Origin of the sequence: Chengkuizengella marina (genome assembly GCF_009910845.1) — a bacterium.
GTDB classification, from domain to species: domain Bacteria; phylum Bacillota; class Bacilli; order Paenibacillales; family KCTC-33759; genus Chengkuizengella; species Chengkuizengella marina.
The window spans coordinates 76,420-91,994 of the sequence record NZ_SIJB01000004.1; the positions used below are offsets into that span (position 1 = coordinate 76,420).

General features: G+C 32.0%; 14 protein-coding genes. 12 read left to right on the forward strand and 2 right to left on the reverse strand.

What is annotated here, in order from left to right; translation table 11 throughout:
* Window positions 1–64 precede the first annotated feature (64 nt).
* From ERL59_RS01135 to ERL59_RS01185, 11 genes are all read left to right on the forward strand, one after another.
* Entirely contained in the window at window positions 65–943 is an 879-nt protein-coding gene (locus ERL59_RS01135) for a carbohydrate ABC transporter permease (protein WP_160643655.1), read from the forward strand.
* The gene (locus ERL59_RS01140; protein ID WP_160643657.1) at window positions 943–1,761 is read left to right on the forward strand and encodes a carbohydrate ABC transporter permease; all 819 of its coding nucleotides are present in this window, start codon (window positions 943–945) and stop codon (window positions 1,759–1,761) included. Before ERL59_RS01135 ends, ERL59_RS01140 begins: the two co-directional genes overlap by 1 nt.
* A gap of 7 nt (window positions 1,762–1,768) precedes the next feature.
* Window positions 1,769–3,547 carry a cache domain-containing sensor histidine kinase gene (locus tag ERL59_RS01145; RefSeq protein ID WP_160643659.1) on the forward strand — a complete coding sequence of 593 codons (1,779 nt, stop codon included), beginning with the start codon at window positions 1,769–1,771 and terminating at the stop codon, window positions 3,545–3,547.
* Window positions 3,544–5,142 (forward strand): response regulator, encoded by a 1,599-nt coding sequence (locus ERL59_RS01150; RefSeq protein WP_160643661.1) that lies wholly within the window; start codon window positions 3,544–3,546, stop codon window positions 5,140–5,142. The genes ERL59_RS01145 and ERL59_RS01150 overlap by 4 nt, the downstream gene beginning before the upstream one ends.
* Before the next feature lie 64 nt (window positions 5,143–5,206).
* On the forward strand, window positions 5,207–6,793 hold the full coding sequence (gene nagZ / locus ERL59_RS01155; RefSeq protein WP_235929756.1) for a beta-N-acetylhexosaminidase: 1,587 nt from the start codon (window positions 5,207–5,209) through the stop codon (window positions 6,791–6,793).
* A gap of 704 nt (window positions 6,794–7,497) precedes the next feature.
* Complete coding sequence (locus tag ERL59_RS01160) at window positions 7,498–8,325, forward strand: electron transfer flavoprotein subunit beta/FixA family protein (RefSeq protein ID WP_160643663.1); 828 nt, start codon at window positions 7,498–7,500, stop codon at window positions 8,323–8,325.
* On the forward strand, window positions 8,325–9,356 hold the full coding sequence (locus tag ERL59_RS01165) for an electron transfer flavoprotein subunit alpha/FixB family protein (protein WP_201763438.1): 1,032 nt from the start codon (window positions 8,325–8,327) through the stop codon (window positions 9,354–9,356). The genes ERL59_RS01160 and ERL59_RS01165 overlap by 1 nt, the downstream gene beginning before the upstream one ends.
* Window positions 9,349–10,644 (forward strand): FAD-dependent oxidoreductase, encoded by a 1,296-nt coding sequence (locus ERL59_RS01170; RefSeq protein ID WP_160643665.1) that lies wholly within the window; start codon window positions 9,349–9,351, stop codon window positions 10,642–10,644. Before ERL59_RS01165 ends, ERL59_RS01170 begins: the two co-directional genes overlap by 8 nt.
* On the forward strand, window positions 10,626–10,943 hold the full coding sequence (locus ERL59_RS01175; protein ID WP_160643667.1) for a ferredoxin family protein: 318 nt from the start codon (window positions 10,626–10,628) through the stop codon (window positions 10,941–10,943). Before ERL59_RS01170 ends, ERL59_RS01175 begins: the two co-directional genes overlap by 19 nt.
* A gap of 174 nt (window positions 10,944–11,117) precedes the next feature.
* Window positions 11,118–11,315, forward strand: a complete 198-nt coding sequence (locus ERL59_RS01180; protein ID WP_160643668.1) for a hypothetical protein — start codon at window positions 11,118–11,120, stop codon at window positions 11,313–11,315.
* Window positions 11,316–11,386: 71 nt separating this feature from the next.
* Window positions 11,387–11,770 (forward strand): VOC family protein, encoded by a 384-nt coding sequence (locus ERL59_RS01185; RefSeq protein ID WP_160643669.1) that lies wholly within the window; start codon window positions 11,387–11,389, stop codon window positions 11,768–11,770.
* Between the two features lie 54 nt (window positions 11,771–11,824).
* Here the strand turns inward: ERL59_RS01185 and ERL59_RS01190 are convergent, their stop codons facing one another.
* Window positions 11,825–12,064, reverse strand: coding sequence for an ATP synthase subunit c family protein (locus ERL59_RS01190; protein WP_160643670.1), 240 nt, complete (start codon window positions 12,062–12,064; stop codon window positions 11,825–11,827).
* 665 nt (window positions 12,065–12,729) lie between these two features.
* Here ERL59_RS01190 and ERL59_RS01195 point away from each other — a divergent pair.
* On the forward strand, window positions 12,730–13,656 hold the full coding sequence (locus ERL59_RS01195) for a hypothetical protein (RefSeq protein WP_160643671.1): 927 nt from the start codon (window positions 12,730–12,732) through the stop codon (window positions 13,654–13,656).
* Window positions 13,657–13,767: 111 nt separating this feature from the next.
* Here the strand turns inward: ERL59_RS01195 and ERL59_RS01200 are convergent, their stop codons facing one another.
* On the reverse strand, window positions 13,768–15,480 hold the full coding sequence (locus ERL59_RS01200) for a M3 family oligoendopeptidase (RefSeq protein ID WP_160643672.1): 1,713 nt from the start codon (window positions 15,478–15,480) through the stop codon (window positions 13,768–13,770).
* Window positions 15,481–15,575: the final 95 nt, after the last annotated feature.

Consider the following 15,575-nt stretch of genomic DNA (forward strand, 5'->3'; position numbering starts at 1 on the left):
CTTGTAACAATATGGAAAAGTTCTATTTCTTTTGAGGGTTAATATAGAATTGGAGTGGACTCTGATGAACAAAACATTAAAAAACCCCATAGTTTACATTTTATTTTTACTACCTACGATATTACTTTATTGTTTATTTATGGGTATGCCTGTCATTCAAGCCTTTTATTACGGTTTTACGGATTGGGATGGGTTAAATCCACCCATTTTTAATGGGATAGAAAATTTCAGAGAAGCCTTTACTGATTCAGATTTCTGGTTGTCAGTCTTAAACAATATTTACTTTATTTTATTTTCAATTGTAATACAGCTTCCTATAATTATCTTTCTATCGTTATTAATTAGCCAAGTAAAAAGATTTAAAGCTTTTTATAAAACTGCGGTATTCATTCCTTCTATTTTGTCTACAGCTGTTATTGGTATATTATGGGGGTTTATTTATGAACCGGATTCAGGTTTGTTAAATCAATTTTTAGCACTTTTTGGAGTTGAAAAAATATATTGGTTATCTGATAAAAGTACGGCTATGATCTCTATTTTAATTACAAATGCATGGCAATGGACGGGTTTTTATGTTGTATTAATTTTAGCAGCGATATTAGGAATACCAAAAGATTTGTTGGAGCAGGCAGAAATTGATGGGGCGACAAATTGGAATAAATCTACTAGAATTATTATACCTTTAATTCGTCCCATTATTATTGTAGTGATGTTATTGTCAATAGCAGGAGCTATGAAAGCGTTAGATATAGTGTGGGTGATGACCGAAGGTGGACCATTTGGAACAACAGACGTGATGGCAACTTATATGATTAAAGAAGCTTTTCGTGAATATCAGTATGGTTATGGAAATGCAATCGCGATCCTTATTTTTATATTTACACTTGTGATCACAGGATTATTTCAATGGAGCACAAAAAATAATGAGAGGATTGAATACTAATGAAAAAAATCCTTTCTCATATTATATTAATGTTGTATATACTTATAATAATCATACCTTTTATTTTTGTACTATTCTCCTCTTTAAAAGAAAACAATATTGAAATTGTAACAGACCCTTGGGGCATCCCTTCTTCTTTGCATTTTGACAACTATGTAATGGCTTGGAATAATGCAAAAATCGGTACTTATTTTTTTAATAGTTTTTATATTTCTGTCATTGCATCTGTTATCACTTTAGGATTTGGAGCTGCAACATCTTATGCACTTACTAGAATGAAGTTTATCAACCTTAGTAAATTCTTTTATACGTTTATTTTATTTGGTCTCGTAATTCCTACTGGGTCTTTGTTAGTACCACTTTATAAGTTAATTACGGATTTACATTTATATAATACACATTTAGCTTTAATCTTCCCATATGCAACCTTCGCTTTGCCTGTTTCTATTTATATCATCTGTGCTTTTATGCGAGCGATTCCAAGTGAATTAGAAGAAGCGGCTATGATAGACGGGTTAGGTGCATTAGGATTATTTACTAGAATTGTATTACCAATCTCTATACCTCCCCTTGTCACAGTATTTATTCTAAATTTTCTTGGAAACTGGAATGAGTTTGTTATGGCAAACTTTTATTTATCAAGTGAAAATTTAAGAACATTACCAGTTGGTATGGTAGGGTTCAGAGATGCTTTTAATACTAATTATGCTCAGTTATCTGCGGGAATTATGTTTAGTGTTGTACCCGTACTCATCATCTATAGTATTTTACAGGAAAAAATTATTGAAGGGGTAACTGCTGGCAGCGTGAAAGGATAGGGTGAATTTGAAATTAAGTCATAAAATATTAATCGCTTTTTTTGGATTCATCATTATCCCATTATTTTTAGTTGGTTTAACAGGTTACTATTTTTCATTGCAATTTATTGAGGAAAAGTATAGTGAACAAACAAAATTGACTTTAAATGCAGTCTCTCAAAACATTCGTTATATTGTTCAGGATATTAACAATTTTTCAGATTCTTGGATTGTAAGTAACGATATACAGTCACTATTTAAAGAGCCATTATTAAGTGAATTAAATCAAATTAAAGCAGAAAAAAGGATATTGCAAAGTTTATTGACCCATCCAAATGTACAAATGGCGACATTATATAACTTTGAGGAGGAAATAGTATCATCAGCTAAAAGTGAAAATTTACATTCAGTCTCTTTTGAAAAATTATTTAATTCCGAGGTTTATGAAAAAATGTTTGGTTACACAGGTAGACCGATTTGGATAACACCACACGATATTGAGACATTTTCAGTTCCAAGCAGTTTATATACTCATGTCCGTGTCGTGAAGGACTTTTATACACTTGAAAATTTAGGCATCATCATGATGCAGGTTGATCTTCGAGAGTTAACAAACATTTTTAATTCTTACGAACAAAATGGTCAAATTCCTGGACAACACTTTTTGATTGTGAATGATCAAGGAACGATTTTTTTCGACCAGAAGAATTTATATGAAGGTCAACATATTTTTGATTTGATACCTACGAAATTTTCTTTAAATGGAAAATTTATTAGCGAAAAAAGTGATTTTGATGGTGTGGAGAGTATCGTTTCTAGTTATCGGCTAAGATTAAATGATATGGTTGGTGGTGATTGGCATTTAATATCCGTCACTTCTTGGGCATTTTTAACAGAAGAAACAAATTCAATATTAAAATGGATAGCATTTATCACTTCTTTTTGTATTATCAGTGCTCTGCTATACAATTTGTTTTTTGTTAGAGGTATTGTTCAATCTATCATTCGAATTATAAAAGCGATGCGCCAAGTAGAAAAGGGAAACTTAAAGGTGATAGTTGAAGAGAAGGGGAACGATGAAAGAACGGTTTTAGCAAGGGGATTTAATCATTTAAATCAAAGAATTCAGTTCTTAATAGAGGAAGTGAAACAGGAGCAATACAGAAAAAACAAAGCTGAGTTGATGTTGATGCAAGCACAGATTAAACCTCATTTTTTATTTAATACTTTAGAATCAATTAATGCGTTAGCTATTCAGAATGAAGGTAAAAAAGTAAGTCATATGGTACAGCGTTTAGGGAATATTTTACGGATTAGTTTTCAAGAAATGGAAGAAATCCAAATAAAACAAGAGATTGAACATGTCAGAAGTTATCTGGAAATCCAAAAATTCCGCTTTATTGATCATTTTGATTATGAATTTGATATCTCTGAAAAGATTTTTGATTCTAGAATTTTAAAACTAACTTTACAACCTTTCGTAGAGAATAGCATACAGCATGGTTTTGAACGAGCAGAACAAAAAGGGAAGATTCGGATTGTAGGGAGAATAGAGAAAAATTACATCGCTATTTATATTGAAGATAATGGCAAAGGTATTCCAAATGAGATTTTAGAAAAGTTCCAATATGGAAAAGACTTGAAGTTAAATCAACATCCCTATGTCATACATGGTTTAGGTATCAAAAATGTTGCGGAGCGTGTTCGTATTCATTATGGAATTCCATATGGGATTTTCATTTGCAGTGATGAGAATGGAACAACAATCAAGTGTGTTATACCTCTGGATAAGGATGTGATGACATGAAATTGAAATCGTTGATTGTTGATGATGAAATTCATATTGTAAAAAACTTGCAAACGGTTCTTCCTTGGGAAGAGATGGGATTTATCTCAGTAGAAACCGCAGTAAATGGGCAAGAAGCAATAGATATTGTCACTAGGCAAAGTAAAATTGATCTTATATTATGCGATATCAAAATGCCTGTGATGGATGGACTTACTTTTATTAAACAGCTTAGAGAACATAATAACGATTGTGAAATTATATTATTAACGGGGTTTCAAGAGTTTCAATATGCCCAAAAGGCGATTGAATACCAAGTAAGGGAATATATTTTGAAACCGATCGATTATTTAAAACTGGAAGATACTATTTATCGTATGACAAAGCAAATTAAACTGCGCAAACAGTCAATCATGAAGCAACAAAAGTTTGATAGTATATCAGATTTAGCTTATGAGAAAGTATTTTATGATATGATAATGAATTATTCTTCGTCCCCAATGTATACATTAGGACTAAATGAAGATATAAACATTATACAATCTAAACAATATCAATTTTGTTTAATACATATTGAGAATTATTTTAAAAAATCAATGGAATGGAGTAAGAACGAAAAAACGTTATGGAATTTTGCGGTTAGAAATGTATTATATGAAACGTTGGTAGAATTTATAGATCGCCCCATTGTATTACAAACCCGGGATGGGGAATGGAGTGTTATATTTGAGTGTGATTTAAAAACATTTAAACATATTGATGATATAAAGTATTACGTGGAGCATCTTGAAGAAGTAATCCAAAAATACTTAAAATTAAAAATCAATACGGCGGTTTGGGATAAAACGGTTACGATGTCCTTACTTTCAGAAACATATCAAAAATTACAATCAGTTTTAGTGTTTCGTTCAAATAAATTATATATGAAACAAGAGAGTGAATCACACTCTACTTCTCAATTTTCCTTGTGGTATGTTGTAAAAGAGCTAATTACGGGGTTAAAACAATCAGATCGAAACAAAGTAGAGGTAGGTTTAGAACATTTAATAGAAGAAATTAATAGCGTAACGAAACATTCGTATCAAACAGCTCAACAGGTTTTACATTTTATGATTTTGCATTTAATCAGAGAAATGAATGAGCTGGAAATTATTCACTCTGTAGAAGAACAAAAATATTGGAAGATGCTTAAACATAGCAGTTCAATTAATGATCTGTTACAAGCGATAAATGAACTTGTTTACTTTTGCTTGGATAAAATATGTAATAAAAAAAGCAGTGATGTATTGATGATTTCAGCAGGTGATTATATTCAACATCATATATCAACCGATTTAAGTGTTGATGAATTATCGAGTCACTTAAAAATCAGTCCTAGTTATTTTAGCCTTTTATTCAAACAACATTTTCAAATGACTTTCATAGAGTATGTTACCAAACAAAGAATGGATCTAGCGAAGTCATTGTTAATCATGACAGATCATAGCATTACAAAAATTGGTAAGATGATCGGATATGTTGAAAGAAGATATTTTACAAAAGTGTTTCAAAAAAATGAAGGTTTATCACCTTCAGAATATAGATTGAAATTTCGAGATGAAGGTGTGAAATTATAATTGATTTGAGAAATAAATTTCAACAATTGATTTGAGATACGATTTCAAGAACGGAGGTATCAATTTGGATATCCAAAACTTGAGTTTAGAACAAAAAATTGGACAAATGTTGATGTGTGGTTTTGATGGATTACTGCCCTCCAAAGAGATTGAGTGTTTAATTCATAAATATCACTTAGGTGGAATTATTTATTTTCGAAGGAATGTATCTTCTATTGATCAAGTTCATCAATTATCAGTTTCACTTCAACAATTGGCTGAAAAAAATAGTGACATTCCTTTATTTATTAGTTCAGATCAAGAAGGAGGAATGGTAAATCGTATAGACCAAGGTGTTACCCTCATTCCAGGCAATATGGCATTGGGAGCAACGGGAAATTCAGATTTAGCTTATCAAGCCGCATATATTTCAGGTACAGAATTGCGTGCAATGGGAATTAACATGAATTTGGCACCTTGCCTCGATGTGAATAACAATCTAGATAATCCAGTCATAGGCGTAAGATCCTTCGGAGATGATGGAAAATTTGTTGGAAATATGGGTACTGCGATGGTTGACGGATATCAAGCTGCTAATGTTTCTGCTGTTGTTAAACATTTTCCTGGCCATGGAGATACACAAGTCGACTCTCATTTATTTTTACCAGAAATTACACATGATTTAAATAGATTGAAAGAAATCGAGTTAGTCCCTTTTAAACAAGCAATTAAACATGGGGTTGATGCTGTCATGACGGCTCATATCATGTTTCCTTCTTTGGAATCAGAACGAAAACCTTCTACCCTTTCTAGTAATATTGTTACCGGTTTATTGAGAAAAAAATTGAACTTTAATGGTGTAGTTGTTACGGATTGCTTAGAGATGAACGCCATTTCAGAAAAGTTTGGTATTGCTGAAGGAGCAGTGTTAGCAGTTGAAGCTGGTGCAGATATTATTTTAGTTAGTCACTTATTTGAAAGACAGGTTATCGCGTATAATGCAGTTTTAAAATCCGTTCAAGAAGGTAGAATCTCTGAGCATAGAATTAATGAATCTGCAAATAGAATTATTAAATTAAAAGAGAAACGTGATATTGGAAAGTATGATATCCATTTTGAATCATCGAAAATAGGATTAGATTCACATCAAAAAATAGTACAAAAGATAACTCAGAAATGTGTAACTCTTGTAAAAGACAATACTCATCAACTACCTTTGGATATTAGTCAAAAAACGTTAGTGATATGGCCAGAGGATAGACTTACAAGTCCCGTAGATGATGTAGGAAAACAGGAGACTAGTTTAGGAGAGATACTAAATTTGAGTATAACGAGTTTAGTAGAAGAAAAAATCCACTCTAACGTTACCAATGAGAAAATTCATCAAATATTAAATATAAGTTCAACTTTTAAACAAATCGTAGTAGCAACTTATGATGTTAAGTCTTTCCCGAAACAAATAGAATTGATTAAAATGTTGTCAGAACTTTGTGAAAAGGGGAAATTTAAACTAATTACTGTTGCAATCAGAACGCCTTATGATATACAAGCTTATCCTGAGGTTAAAACATTTTTAGCGTGTTACGAGAATCGGCCGATGATGATTGAAGCCTTAGCAAAAGTATTACTTGGAGAAGAACAAGCGGTAGGAAAATGTCCCGTAAAACTTTAATTTGTATTGATTATCATCCTGCATCAAATTTTTTATGAAAGAAAGTGCATCTCAGTAATTGCTGAAATGCACTTTCTTTCATGTTATTATCTTCTTTAAATGTGTCCTTTCTAGGTGTTATCCCCAATTGTGTCTGAAAAATCCAAAATTTTAATCAAAATGTGTAAATGTTGTGATATAATAATATGTGAAAAAAAGAACTTTTAAATAAACAACGTAATTTAATCCTACCTAAGATAAACAGAATTTAAAGATAGTTATGTACTTTTAAGGAAACTAACTATACTCACAATGATTTCCACATAAATGTTATAAATAACCTACAATAATAGAATTTCAATCTAACAACTATTCGAAAATTAAACCTAAATCATAATTATATCTTCTAAATCATGTATGAATGAATCTGTACTTTGTGTAAGCACTTACAATTATAATTAATATATATGGTTTACACCTAAAACATTTACATGCTATGCGCCGAATATAATTTCTATCTCATCCATGTGATAAACTTCTGTATCAGTACATCGTGTACTGGCTAAATGCATCAGTACGTTTTATACTAGTCCATTCTCATACCCATCTAACCAACTCTAGTGATGACCAGTAAAGGTGGAGACCATAGTAGGTTTAACTATGTGAATACAATCACAAATTGTGATTGATATATATTTCAATTTACAAGGGGGAAGATGTTAGACATGCACATCGTGGTTTGCGTAAAACAAGTACCTGACACTAGAATCATTAAAGTAAATCCAAAAACAAATACGTTAGACAGAAGAGGAATACCAGCTATACTTAATCCTTTTGATTCTCATGCCGTTGAAGCAGGTGTTCGATTGAAAGAAAAAGTTGGAGGTACCGTATCCGTATTATCAATGGGACCTCCAAATGCTGTAAAGATGATTAGAAAATGTGTAGAAATTGGTGCAGATGAAGGGTATTTGATCTCTGATCGTTTTTTCGCTGGGGCAGATACGTTAGCAACAAGTTATGCACTATATAAAGCGTTTGAAAAAATGCTAGAAGAAAAGCCAGTGGATATCATTATATGTGGAAAACAAACAATTGATGGGGATACGGGTCAAGTTGGACCTGGGATTGCAAGAAGATTGGATATTCCCCCAATAACGAATGTAATTGAAATCAAAGAAGTAGATGAGAAGGCAAAAAAAGTAGTGGTTAAAAGAAAGTTAGAAGATGGATATGAAATGATTGAATCCAGTTTACCTTGTTTATTAACAGTGGAAAAAGATATTAACCCAGTATCTTATTCACCACTGCCAAATATGATAAAAGCAGCTCGTTATGAACCGACGATATGGAAAGTTGATGATTTAAACGATGTAGATAAAAAACAGCTAGGTTTAAAAGGATCACCAACAATCGTAGCAAAAATGTTTGCCCCTCCAAAACTTGAAGGCGGGAAAAAAATAGAAGGAAACGCCGAACAGCAATCGAAACAAATTGTATCTTTATTACTTGAAAAACCTGAGCTTTTCGAGAAAAAGAGGGGGAGAGCCTGATGGAAAACAACAGAGGTGTATGGGTATACATGGAACAAAAGGAAGGACGGATTGTAAATGTCTCTTTAGAATTATTAGGGGCAGGCAGGAAACTTGCAGATAAACTGAATGTTCCCTTATCTGGTGTTCTCTTAGGAGATAAAGTCAAACATTTATGTCCAACTATATTCGAATATGGAGCAGATGAAGTGTATGTGATGGATGACCCTATTCTCAAGAACTACCGTACAGAATCTTTTATGAAGGGTGTTAACCACTTTGCTGAAAAATACCATCCTGAAATTTTTCTATTTGGGGCGACGCCAAACGGGAAAGATTTAGCAAGTGCCGTTGCAACAGATTTATGTACGGGATTAACAGCAGATACAACGATGTTGGATGTAGAAGTGGAAACGAGATTACTAGAAGCAAGTCGTCCTGCTTTTGGTGGGAATATTATGGCTACGATCTTATGTAAAAAACATCGACCTCAAATGGCCACTGTAAGACCGAAAGTAATGAAAGCACTGCAACCAGAAATGGGGAGTAAAGGGAAAATCATTGAAGAACCATTGGATGTAGAAGAAGAAAATTTGCGCACGAAAGTATTGGAAATTGTAAAGGATACAAAGAAAAAATTAAAGTTGGATGAAGCAGATATTATCGTTGCTGGTGGAAAAGGGCTTGTGGATGAGAAAGGTTTTGCCTTAATCCATGAGTTAGCAGAAGTTTTAGGAGGAAGTGTAGGTGCAAGTCGTGATGTGGTTGAGGCTGGTTGGATCGGCCATGATCATCAAATAGGTCAGACTGGTATCACTGTAACACCGAAAATTTATTTTGCCATTGGCATTTCTGGAGCCGTACAACATGTTGTTGGAATGAAAAATTCAGAACTCATAATAGCCATTAATAAAGATGCAAATGCACCAATCTTTGATGCTTCCACTTATTCCGTTGTTGGAGATGCACTAGAAATTTTACCTATTTTAATAGAAGAATTCAAAATTGCTTTAAAACAAGAGGAAGAGGAAGGGGAAGTAAAACATGCCTGAAAAATTTGATGTAATCGTTGTAGGTGCTGGACCATCGGGTACTTCCTGTGCTTATAAATGTGCTCAAGCAGGATTAAAGGTATTACAAATTGAACGTGGAGAATATCCTGGATCAAAAAATGTAATGGGTGGCGTGCTTTATCGTAAACAAATGGAAGCAGTCATTCCTGAGTTTTGGAAAGATGCTCCGGTAGAAAGAGCCATTGTGGAACAAAGAGCCTGGTTATTAGATAAAGATTCGATGGTTACAACAAGTGTGAAAAATAATAGTTGGGAAGAAGAACCATGTAACAACTATACCATTTTACGAGCCAAATTTGATCAATGGTTTGCAAATAAAGCGGTGGAAGCGGGTTCTTTGCTTATTAATGAAACTGTAGTGCTTGAATGTATCGTGGAAGAAGGAAAAGTAGTGGGGGTAAGGACGGATCGTCCTGATGGAGATGTTTATGCGGATGTGGTTGTACTTGCAGATGGTGTGAATTCACTACTGTCTAAAAAGTTAGGATACCATAACGAACTAAAACCAGAAGAAGTAGCACTGACCGTCATGGAAGTATTAAATCTTCCTAAAGAAGTCATTAATGATCGCTTCAATGTAACAGATAATCAGGGGGTTACAATAGAATTATTTGGAGATGCAACAAAAGGGAATTTAGGAACAGCCTTTATTTATACAAATAAAGAAAGTTTAAATCTTGGAGTGGGTACAACGCTTTCAAGTATGATTAAAGCCAAAATGAAACCTTATGAATTAATAGAGTATGTCAAAAACCATCCAATGGTCAGTCCACTTATTAAAGGAGCTGAGTCAGCTGAATATTTAGCTCATTTGATTCCTGAAGGTGGATATTACTCGATTCCTAAGCTGTATGGCAATGGAGTGTTATTAGTTGGAGATGCGGCACAAATGGTAAATGGGATTCATCGTGAAGGTTCTAATATGGCGATGGCTTCTGGTACTCTTGCGGCAGAAACGATTATAGCGGCAAAAGAAAAAGGAGATTTTTCAGAAGATACGTTATCCAGTTATAAAACAGCTATACTTGATAGCTTTATAGGTAAAGATTTGAAAAAGTATAAAGATGCGAATCATACCTTTGAAGAACAACCACAATATTTTAAAGATTATATACCAATGATTAATCGTGCTGCAAGTGGCTTTTTAACTGTTGACGGTACTTCTAAGAGAGATAAACAAAGAGAGGCTTTAAAAACATTTACCAAAGAAAAAGGGACGTTTACAGTTGTTAAAGACCTATATCGTGCATGGAAGGTGATGAAATAAATATGGAAGAGAACAAAAATGCTCAAACGATTGAAGAAAAGCAATATTTGATCCGATTTAAGGCAGATACAGAATCCCATTTACATGTATTGGATCATGATGTTTGTATAGAAAAATGTCCGGATAAACTTTGTACCATATTTTGTCCGGCTGAAGTCTATAAGTGGGAAGACATTCGCATGCATGTAGGATATGAAGGCTGTCATGAGTGTGGAAGTTGTAGAATTGGTTGTCCACATGAAAATATCAAATGGGAATATCCAAAAGGCGGACATGGGATTATATTTAGATTAGGCTAAAAGTAGTTATTAAATATTGAATAAGTATTAAAGGTAGGCATTGCTTATAAGTGATGCCTTTTTTCTTCTGTAATGTACATTGTAGTTAAATAAACATATATTCTGGAATTTGTTTATAATATTTATTTCTCATGTTAATATAGCTATTATAGTATTCGGAAAGGATGGGACTTAATGGATAAGATGCTGGACAAGTTATCAATAAAAGGTTTAATAGAACAGAGTATTAATACAGATGCAAAAATCATAGCTTTAACGAAATTATTAGCTGATCAAGGTGTAATAAGTTTAGAAGAATTTAACGAAGAACATAAAAAAGTGATGAAAAAATTTGATATTTTAATGGAAGAATGGAATAATTCAGAAAATTAATCTCGTAAAAAATCCATTAGAGAAAATAAAGAGAACAACAATTAACAAGATACAGGAGTGAAAAATTTTATATGAATAGTCCTATTAAAAACCATGTTGGTGCTGTATTTATCCATGTTTCGGATATGCAGCGAGCAATTAGATTCTATAGTAAATTATTAGGATTACCTGTGAAGGAAACGGCACATGAAGGAAATATTTATGATTTAGTTACAATTGGTGGTGCAGGAATAATATTAGATGGTCATAGAAAAGATGTACCAAATCAAAGTGACAAACCGATTTTATTTTTTGACACAGACAATATACATGCTTCTTATGAGCATGTGAAAAGTTTAAGCATTGAAATTACAAGCGAAATTGAAGTTCATGAGAATATTTCTTTTTTTACATTTAAAGATTTGGATGGAAATGTTTTGATGGTGAACGAGGATAAACGAAAAATCAATATTTGATAAGGGATTGATAGAGCACAAGGTCATAACAATCCCACACTCAATTTAAATACATTAATGAATTATTTTTTTGATCAAACAAATGAATAAAAAAAAGACTGCAATTAAAAAGATAATTATACTAGGTAAGATTGCTATAAAGAAAGTGAATTGTAGAAGTTCATTAGTAAGACTAGGGTTTCTTGCAACTGCTCTCACAAGACCACTTGCTGCAATTCCTAAACCAATTGCAATCCCTGCTAATGCAATGAATGCACCTAAGCATAAACCCCAAGCCCCTCTACATTTATCCATCTTTTCACCTCCTAAGTGATTTTAAAAATCCACTTTAAAATTTTATTTTTTAATGGATAGATAGAAATTACTATTATTGATCTTATTCCTATTTAATTTTATGTTTTGGAGTAATAGTTGGTTTGTACGATCGCCCTTTTTCTAAAAAATAATAGATAAATAAATCACTCTATGATTGAATAATTTTCCAAATTAGTATATAATTATAATTGTTAGAGATAACTATCTAATATTTAGTTGTTTTTAGTTTAAAATTATCTATCAATGAGGGGGTGTATTTATTAAAGATAAAAAAAATGATATTTAAAATAATAGGAAAGGAGAATTTAGAGAAAGAAATTATTATAGAAAAGATGAAACTAGATATCCTTAAAAATAAAAAAGATTGATTTATTACTAATATTTATTGTTATCCATTTCTTTCTTATTAGTGAAAATTAATATTTGAAAAGCTTTTCAATAAAGACAAATTGAAAGAGGTTATTTAATAATTTAAATCTTGATTAACATCATAAGATTTTCATAAACAAACAATATATTGACAGGTTCAATATGAGGTCATCTTAAAATAATTTTTACCTTTAACCTTTTTGTACCTTCAATTTTATGAAATTTATCTTAATAATTCAGGCATAATAAAATTTTTTATAGGGAGAGAATCTAAAATGAAAAAAATTTTGTCATGTTTGTTAGTGATCTCATTATTAATTGGTCAAGGAGCTGTTTCGTACGCATCTATTAACTTGGATGAGTTTGATAAAGATATTTTGGTTAAGGATGTAACAAAACTAAAAGGAAAAGAAATTAAGCGCTTACAAGATTTAGGATTTACATTACAAGATATAAACGAAATGACTATTGAAGAGTATACATTACAAGAAGGATTATATGGTGAAGTAATAGGAACACAAAAAAAATGGTTTGAAGTAGATGCAAAAAATAATAAGGTTAAAGAAGTTAGTGAAAAAAATGCAAAAGACAACATAAAAAAATGGAAAGAAGAAAAAGAATTGCAAAATATAGATTTTTCAACTTTAAATGATCTTATATCTGATTCAGAGCAAACTTCCTGGATGTCAGTTACAACTTATGTTACCAAGTATGTAGACTCAAACGGAGATGCAACTGGACAATACCGTTTTAAACATGACTTCGAATGGCTTACAACACCATATTTCGCTTTGAGAGACGTAGTTGGAATTTCTTACTCAGATGCTTTTACGTATAATCAAAATTCGGAATTTTTTAAATATACTTATGACCGTTATTCTGTATTTGGGAGTTACAAAGATACTAAGCATGTTACTAGTAATTCTGCCACCAAAAAGTCTAGTGAAGGGATTGCTTTTGAGTATGATTTATTAGCTAACGACTCAATTTACCAAGCACGTAACAATAGAGGATATATGTACTTCAATGCGACTTTAGCTAACAGCAATTTTACAACTGGAAATGTATTCGGTCATTATGCCCATACAGAGGTAGGGATTGGTAGTTTAGGTATAAGTCTAGCAACTGGACAAATGAATATATCAGGTGCTACTAAGGTAAGTAATATGGATGATACAGGAATTAGCTTTAGTACTCAATAATAACTTCTAATCTTATAAATGTATCTCTGAAAAAAGACGATTTTCCTCGTGTTAGGAGGGTAAATCGTCTTTTTAATGAATCCATACTAGTGACTCATTACTTTTAAAATATTAAAGTTTTTTATCATCCACTTGATCTAACCATGTTTCAATTTCATTTATTACAGACTGAACACAACCGTCTTTAAAAGGGGAAATTAAATTTGCTTCCTTCACAAGTTCTATGAAAGACTTACTTCCTCCTAATTTACATAAGTGTAAATAATCTTGCCATGCTTGTGAAGGGTTCTCTTGTGCTCTTTTCCAAAATTGTAAAGCACAAATTTGTGCTAAAGTATAATCAATATAGTAAAAAGGAATATTGAATATATGAGCTTGTTTCTGCCAAAATCCACCGTTTTCTAAATAATGATTATCATCATATATTCGGTGAGGTAAGTATACTTTTTCAATTTCTCTCCATTTAGCTTTTCTTTGTTCAGGACTAGCTTCTGGATTGTCATGTACAAAATGTTGGAACTCATCAACCGCTACACCATAAGGTATAAACAAAATAGCTCCGCTTAAATGAGTGAATTTATATTTTTCTGTGTTCTCTTCAAAAAATAATGTCATCCAAGGCCATGTTAAAAATTCCATGCTCATGGAATGAATTTCACACGCTTCTGCTGTAGGCCATTTATATTCAGGTAGATTTATAGAACGACTCATATAAACTTGAAAGGCATGTCCTGCCTCATGTGTTAATACATCGATGTCATCTGATGTACCGTTAAAATTAGAAAATATAAAAGGAGTTTTATACTTATTAATATAGGTGCAGTATCCGCCACCAGCTTTTCCTTTTTTACTTACTAAATCCATTAGCTTATTGTTAGACATAAATTGGAAAAATTCATTTGTTTCAGGAGATAGTTCATTATACATTGTTTTACCGTTATTTATGATCCAATCTGCATCTCCTTTAGGTGCAGCATTCCCAGACTTAAAGTTGAAATTCTCATCATAGTTGTAAAGAGTAGTTACTTCAATACGATCTTGTTGTCTCTCACGAAGTTTAGTTGCTAAAGGTACAATAATCTCTCGAACTTGTTTTCTGAAATTGGCTACCATTTTAGCATCATAATCTGTTCTCGTCATTCGGTTATATCCTAATGGAGTAAATGAATCATAGCCTAAAGTTTTTGCAATTTTGGTGCGAACTTTCACTAACTGATCAAAAATATGATCAAACTGTCCTTCATTTTTAACAAAAAAGTCCGTTCGTGCATTTTCCGCTTTTTTTCTTATTATACGATCAGGGGATTGGCTATACGCATTTAACTGTTGTAAGTTAAGTTCATTCCCTTCAAAATTAATTTTTGCTGATGCGATTAATTTTGTGTATTCACTAGATAATTTATTTTCTTTTTGCAAGTCCTCGATGATGTCAGGTGAAAAAGTTTTTAAAGTGAGTTCTGCTAAATCAAAGAGTTGTTTTCCCCATTTTTCTTCTAGCTGATCGCGAAATTTTGAATGTACAAGTGCTTTGTAGAACTGATTCGTTATGTTCTCCATAACCGGTGTGTTTTCATCCATAAAGTCTTGCTCTTTTTTATAAAATTCATCATTTGTATTCACAGTATGCCTTATGTAAACTAGTTGAGTCATAGAATCAAATGAATTGCGAATTTCATTAATTTTATACATGGTTTGAATTTGTTGATCTGCAGTTTTAGCTGAATTAAAGTCTTCTAATAAAGCATGAAATTGTTGTTCTATTTTTTCTATGTCTGGTCTAACGTACTCCATTTCATTAAATTTCGTATTATTTTTCACTTCCATAACATCCACCCATTCTAATTTTATTTAAATCTAATACATATATATTCGATAAAAGTATACAATTCCTCTTCCATTATAGAATCTTTCAATACTAT

Bases quoted from the DNA above. Each gene is read 5' to 3' on its own strand.
- ERL59_RS01135 (WP_160643655.1), top strand. From the start codon at position 65: ATGAACAAAACATTAAAAAACCCCATAGTTTACATTTTATTTTTACTA.
- ERL59_RS01140 (WP_160643657.1), top strand. From the start codon at position 943: ATGAAAAAAATCCTTTCTCATATTATATTAATGTTGTATATACTTATA.
- ERL59_RS01150 (WP_160643661.1), top strand. From the start codon at position 3,544: ATGAAATTGAAATCGTTGATTGTTGATGATGAAATTCATATTGTAAAA.
- ERL59_RS01160 (WP_160643663.1), top strand. From the start codon at position 7,498: ATGCACATCGTGGTTTGCGTAAAACAAGTACCTGACACTAGAATCATT.
- ERL59_RS01165 (WP_201763438.1), top strand. From the start codon at position 8,325: ATGGAAAACAACAGAGGTGTATGGGTATACATGGAACAAAAGGAAGGA.
- ERL59_RS01170 (WP_160643665.1), top strand. From the start codon at position 9,349: ATGCCTGAAAAATTTGATGTAATCGTTGTAGGTGCTGGACCATCGGGT.
- ERL59_RS01175 (WP_160643667.1), top strand. From the start codon at position 10,626: ATGGAAGGTGATGAAATAAATATGGAAGAGAACAAAAATGCTCAAACG.
- ERL59_RS01180 (WP_160643668.1), top strand. From the start codon at position 11,118: ATGGATAAGATGCTGGACAAGTTATCAATAAAAGGTTTAATAGAACAG.
- ERL59_RS01185 (WP_160643669.1), top strand. From the start codon at position 11,387: ATGAATAGTCCTATTAAAAACCATGTTGGTGCTGTATTTATCCATGTT.
- ERL59_RS01190 (WP_160643670.1), bottom strand. From the start codon at position 12,064: ATGGATAAATGTAGAGGGGCTTGGGGTTTATGCTTAGGTGCATTCATT.
- ERL59_RS01195 (WP_160643671.1), top strand. From the start codon at position 12,730: ATGAAAAAAATTTTGTCATGTTTGTTAGTGATCTCATTATTAATTGGT.
- ERL59_RS01200 (WP_160643672.1), bottom strand. From the start codon at position 15,480: ATGGAAGTGAAAAATAATACGAAATTTAATGAAATGGAGTACGTTAGA.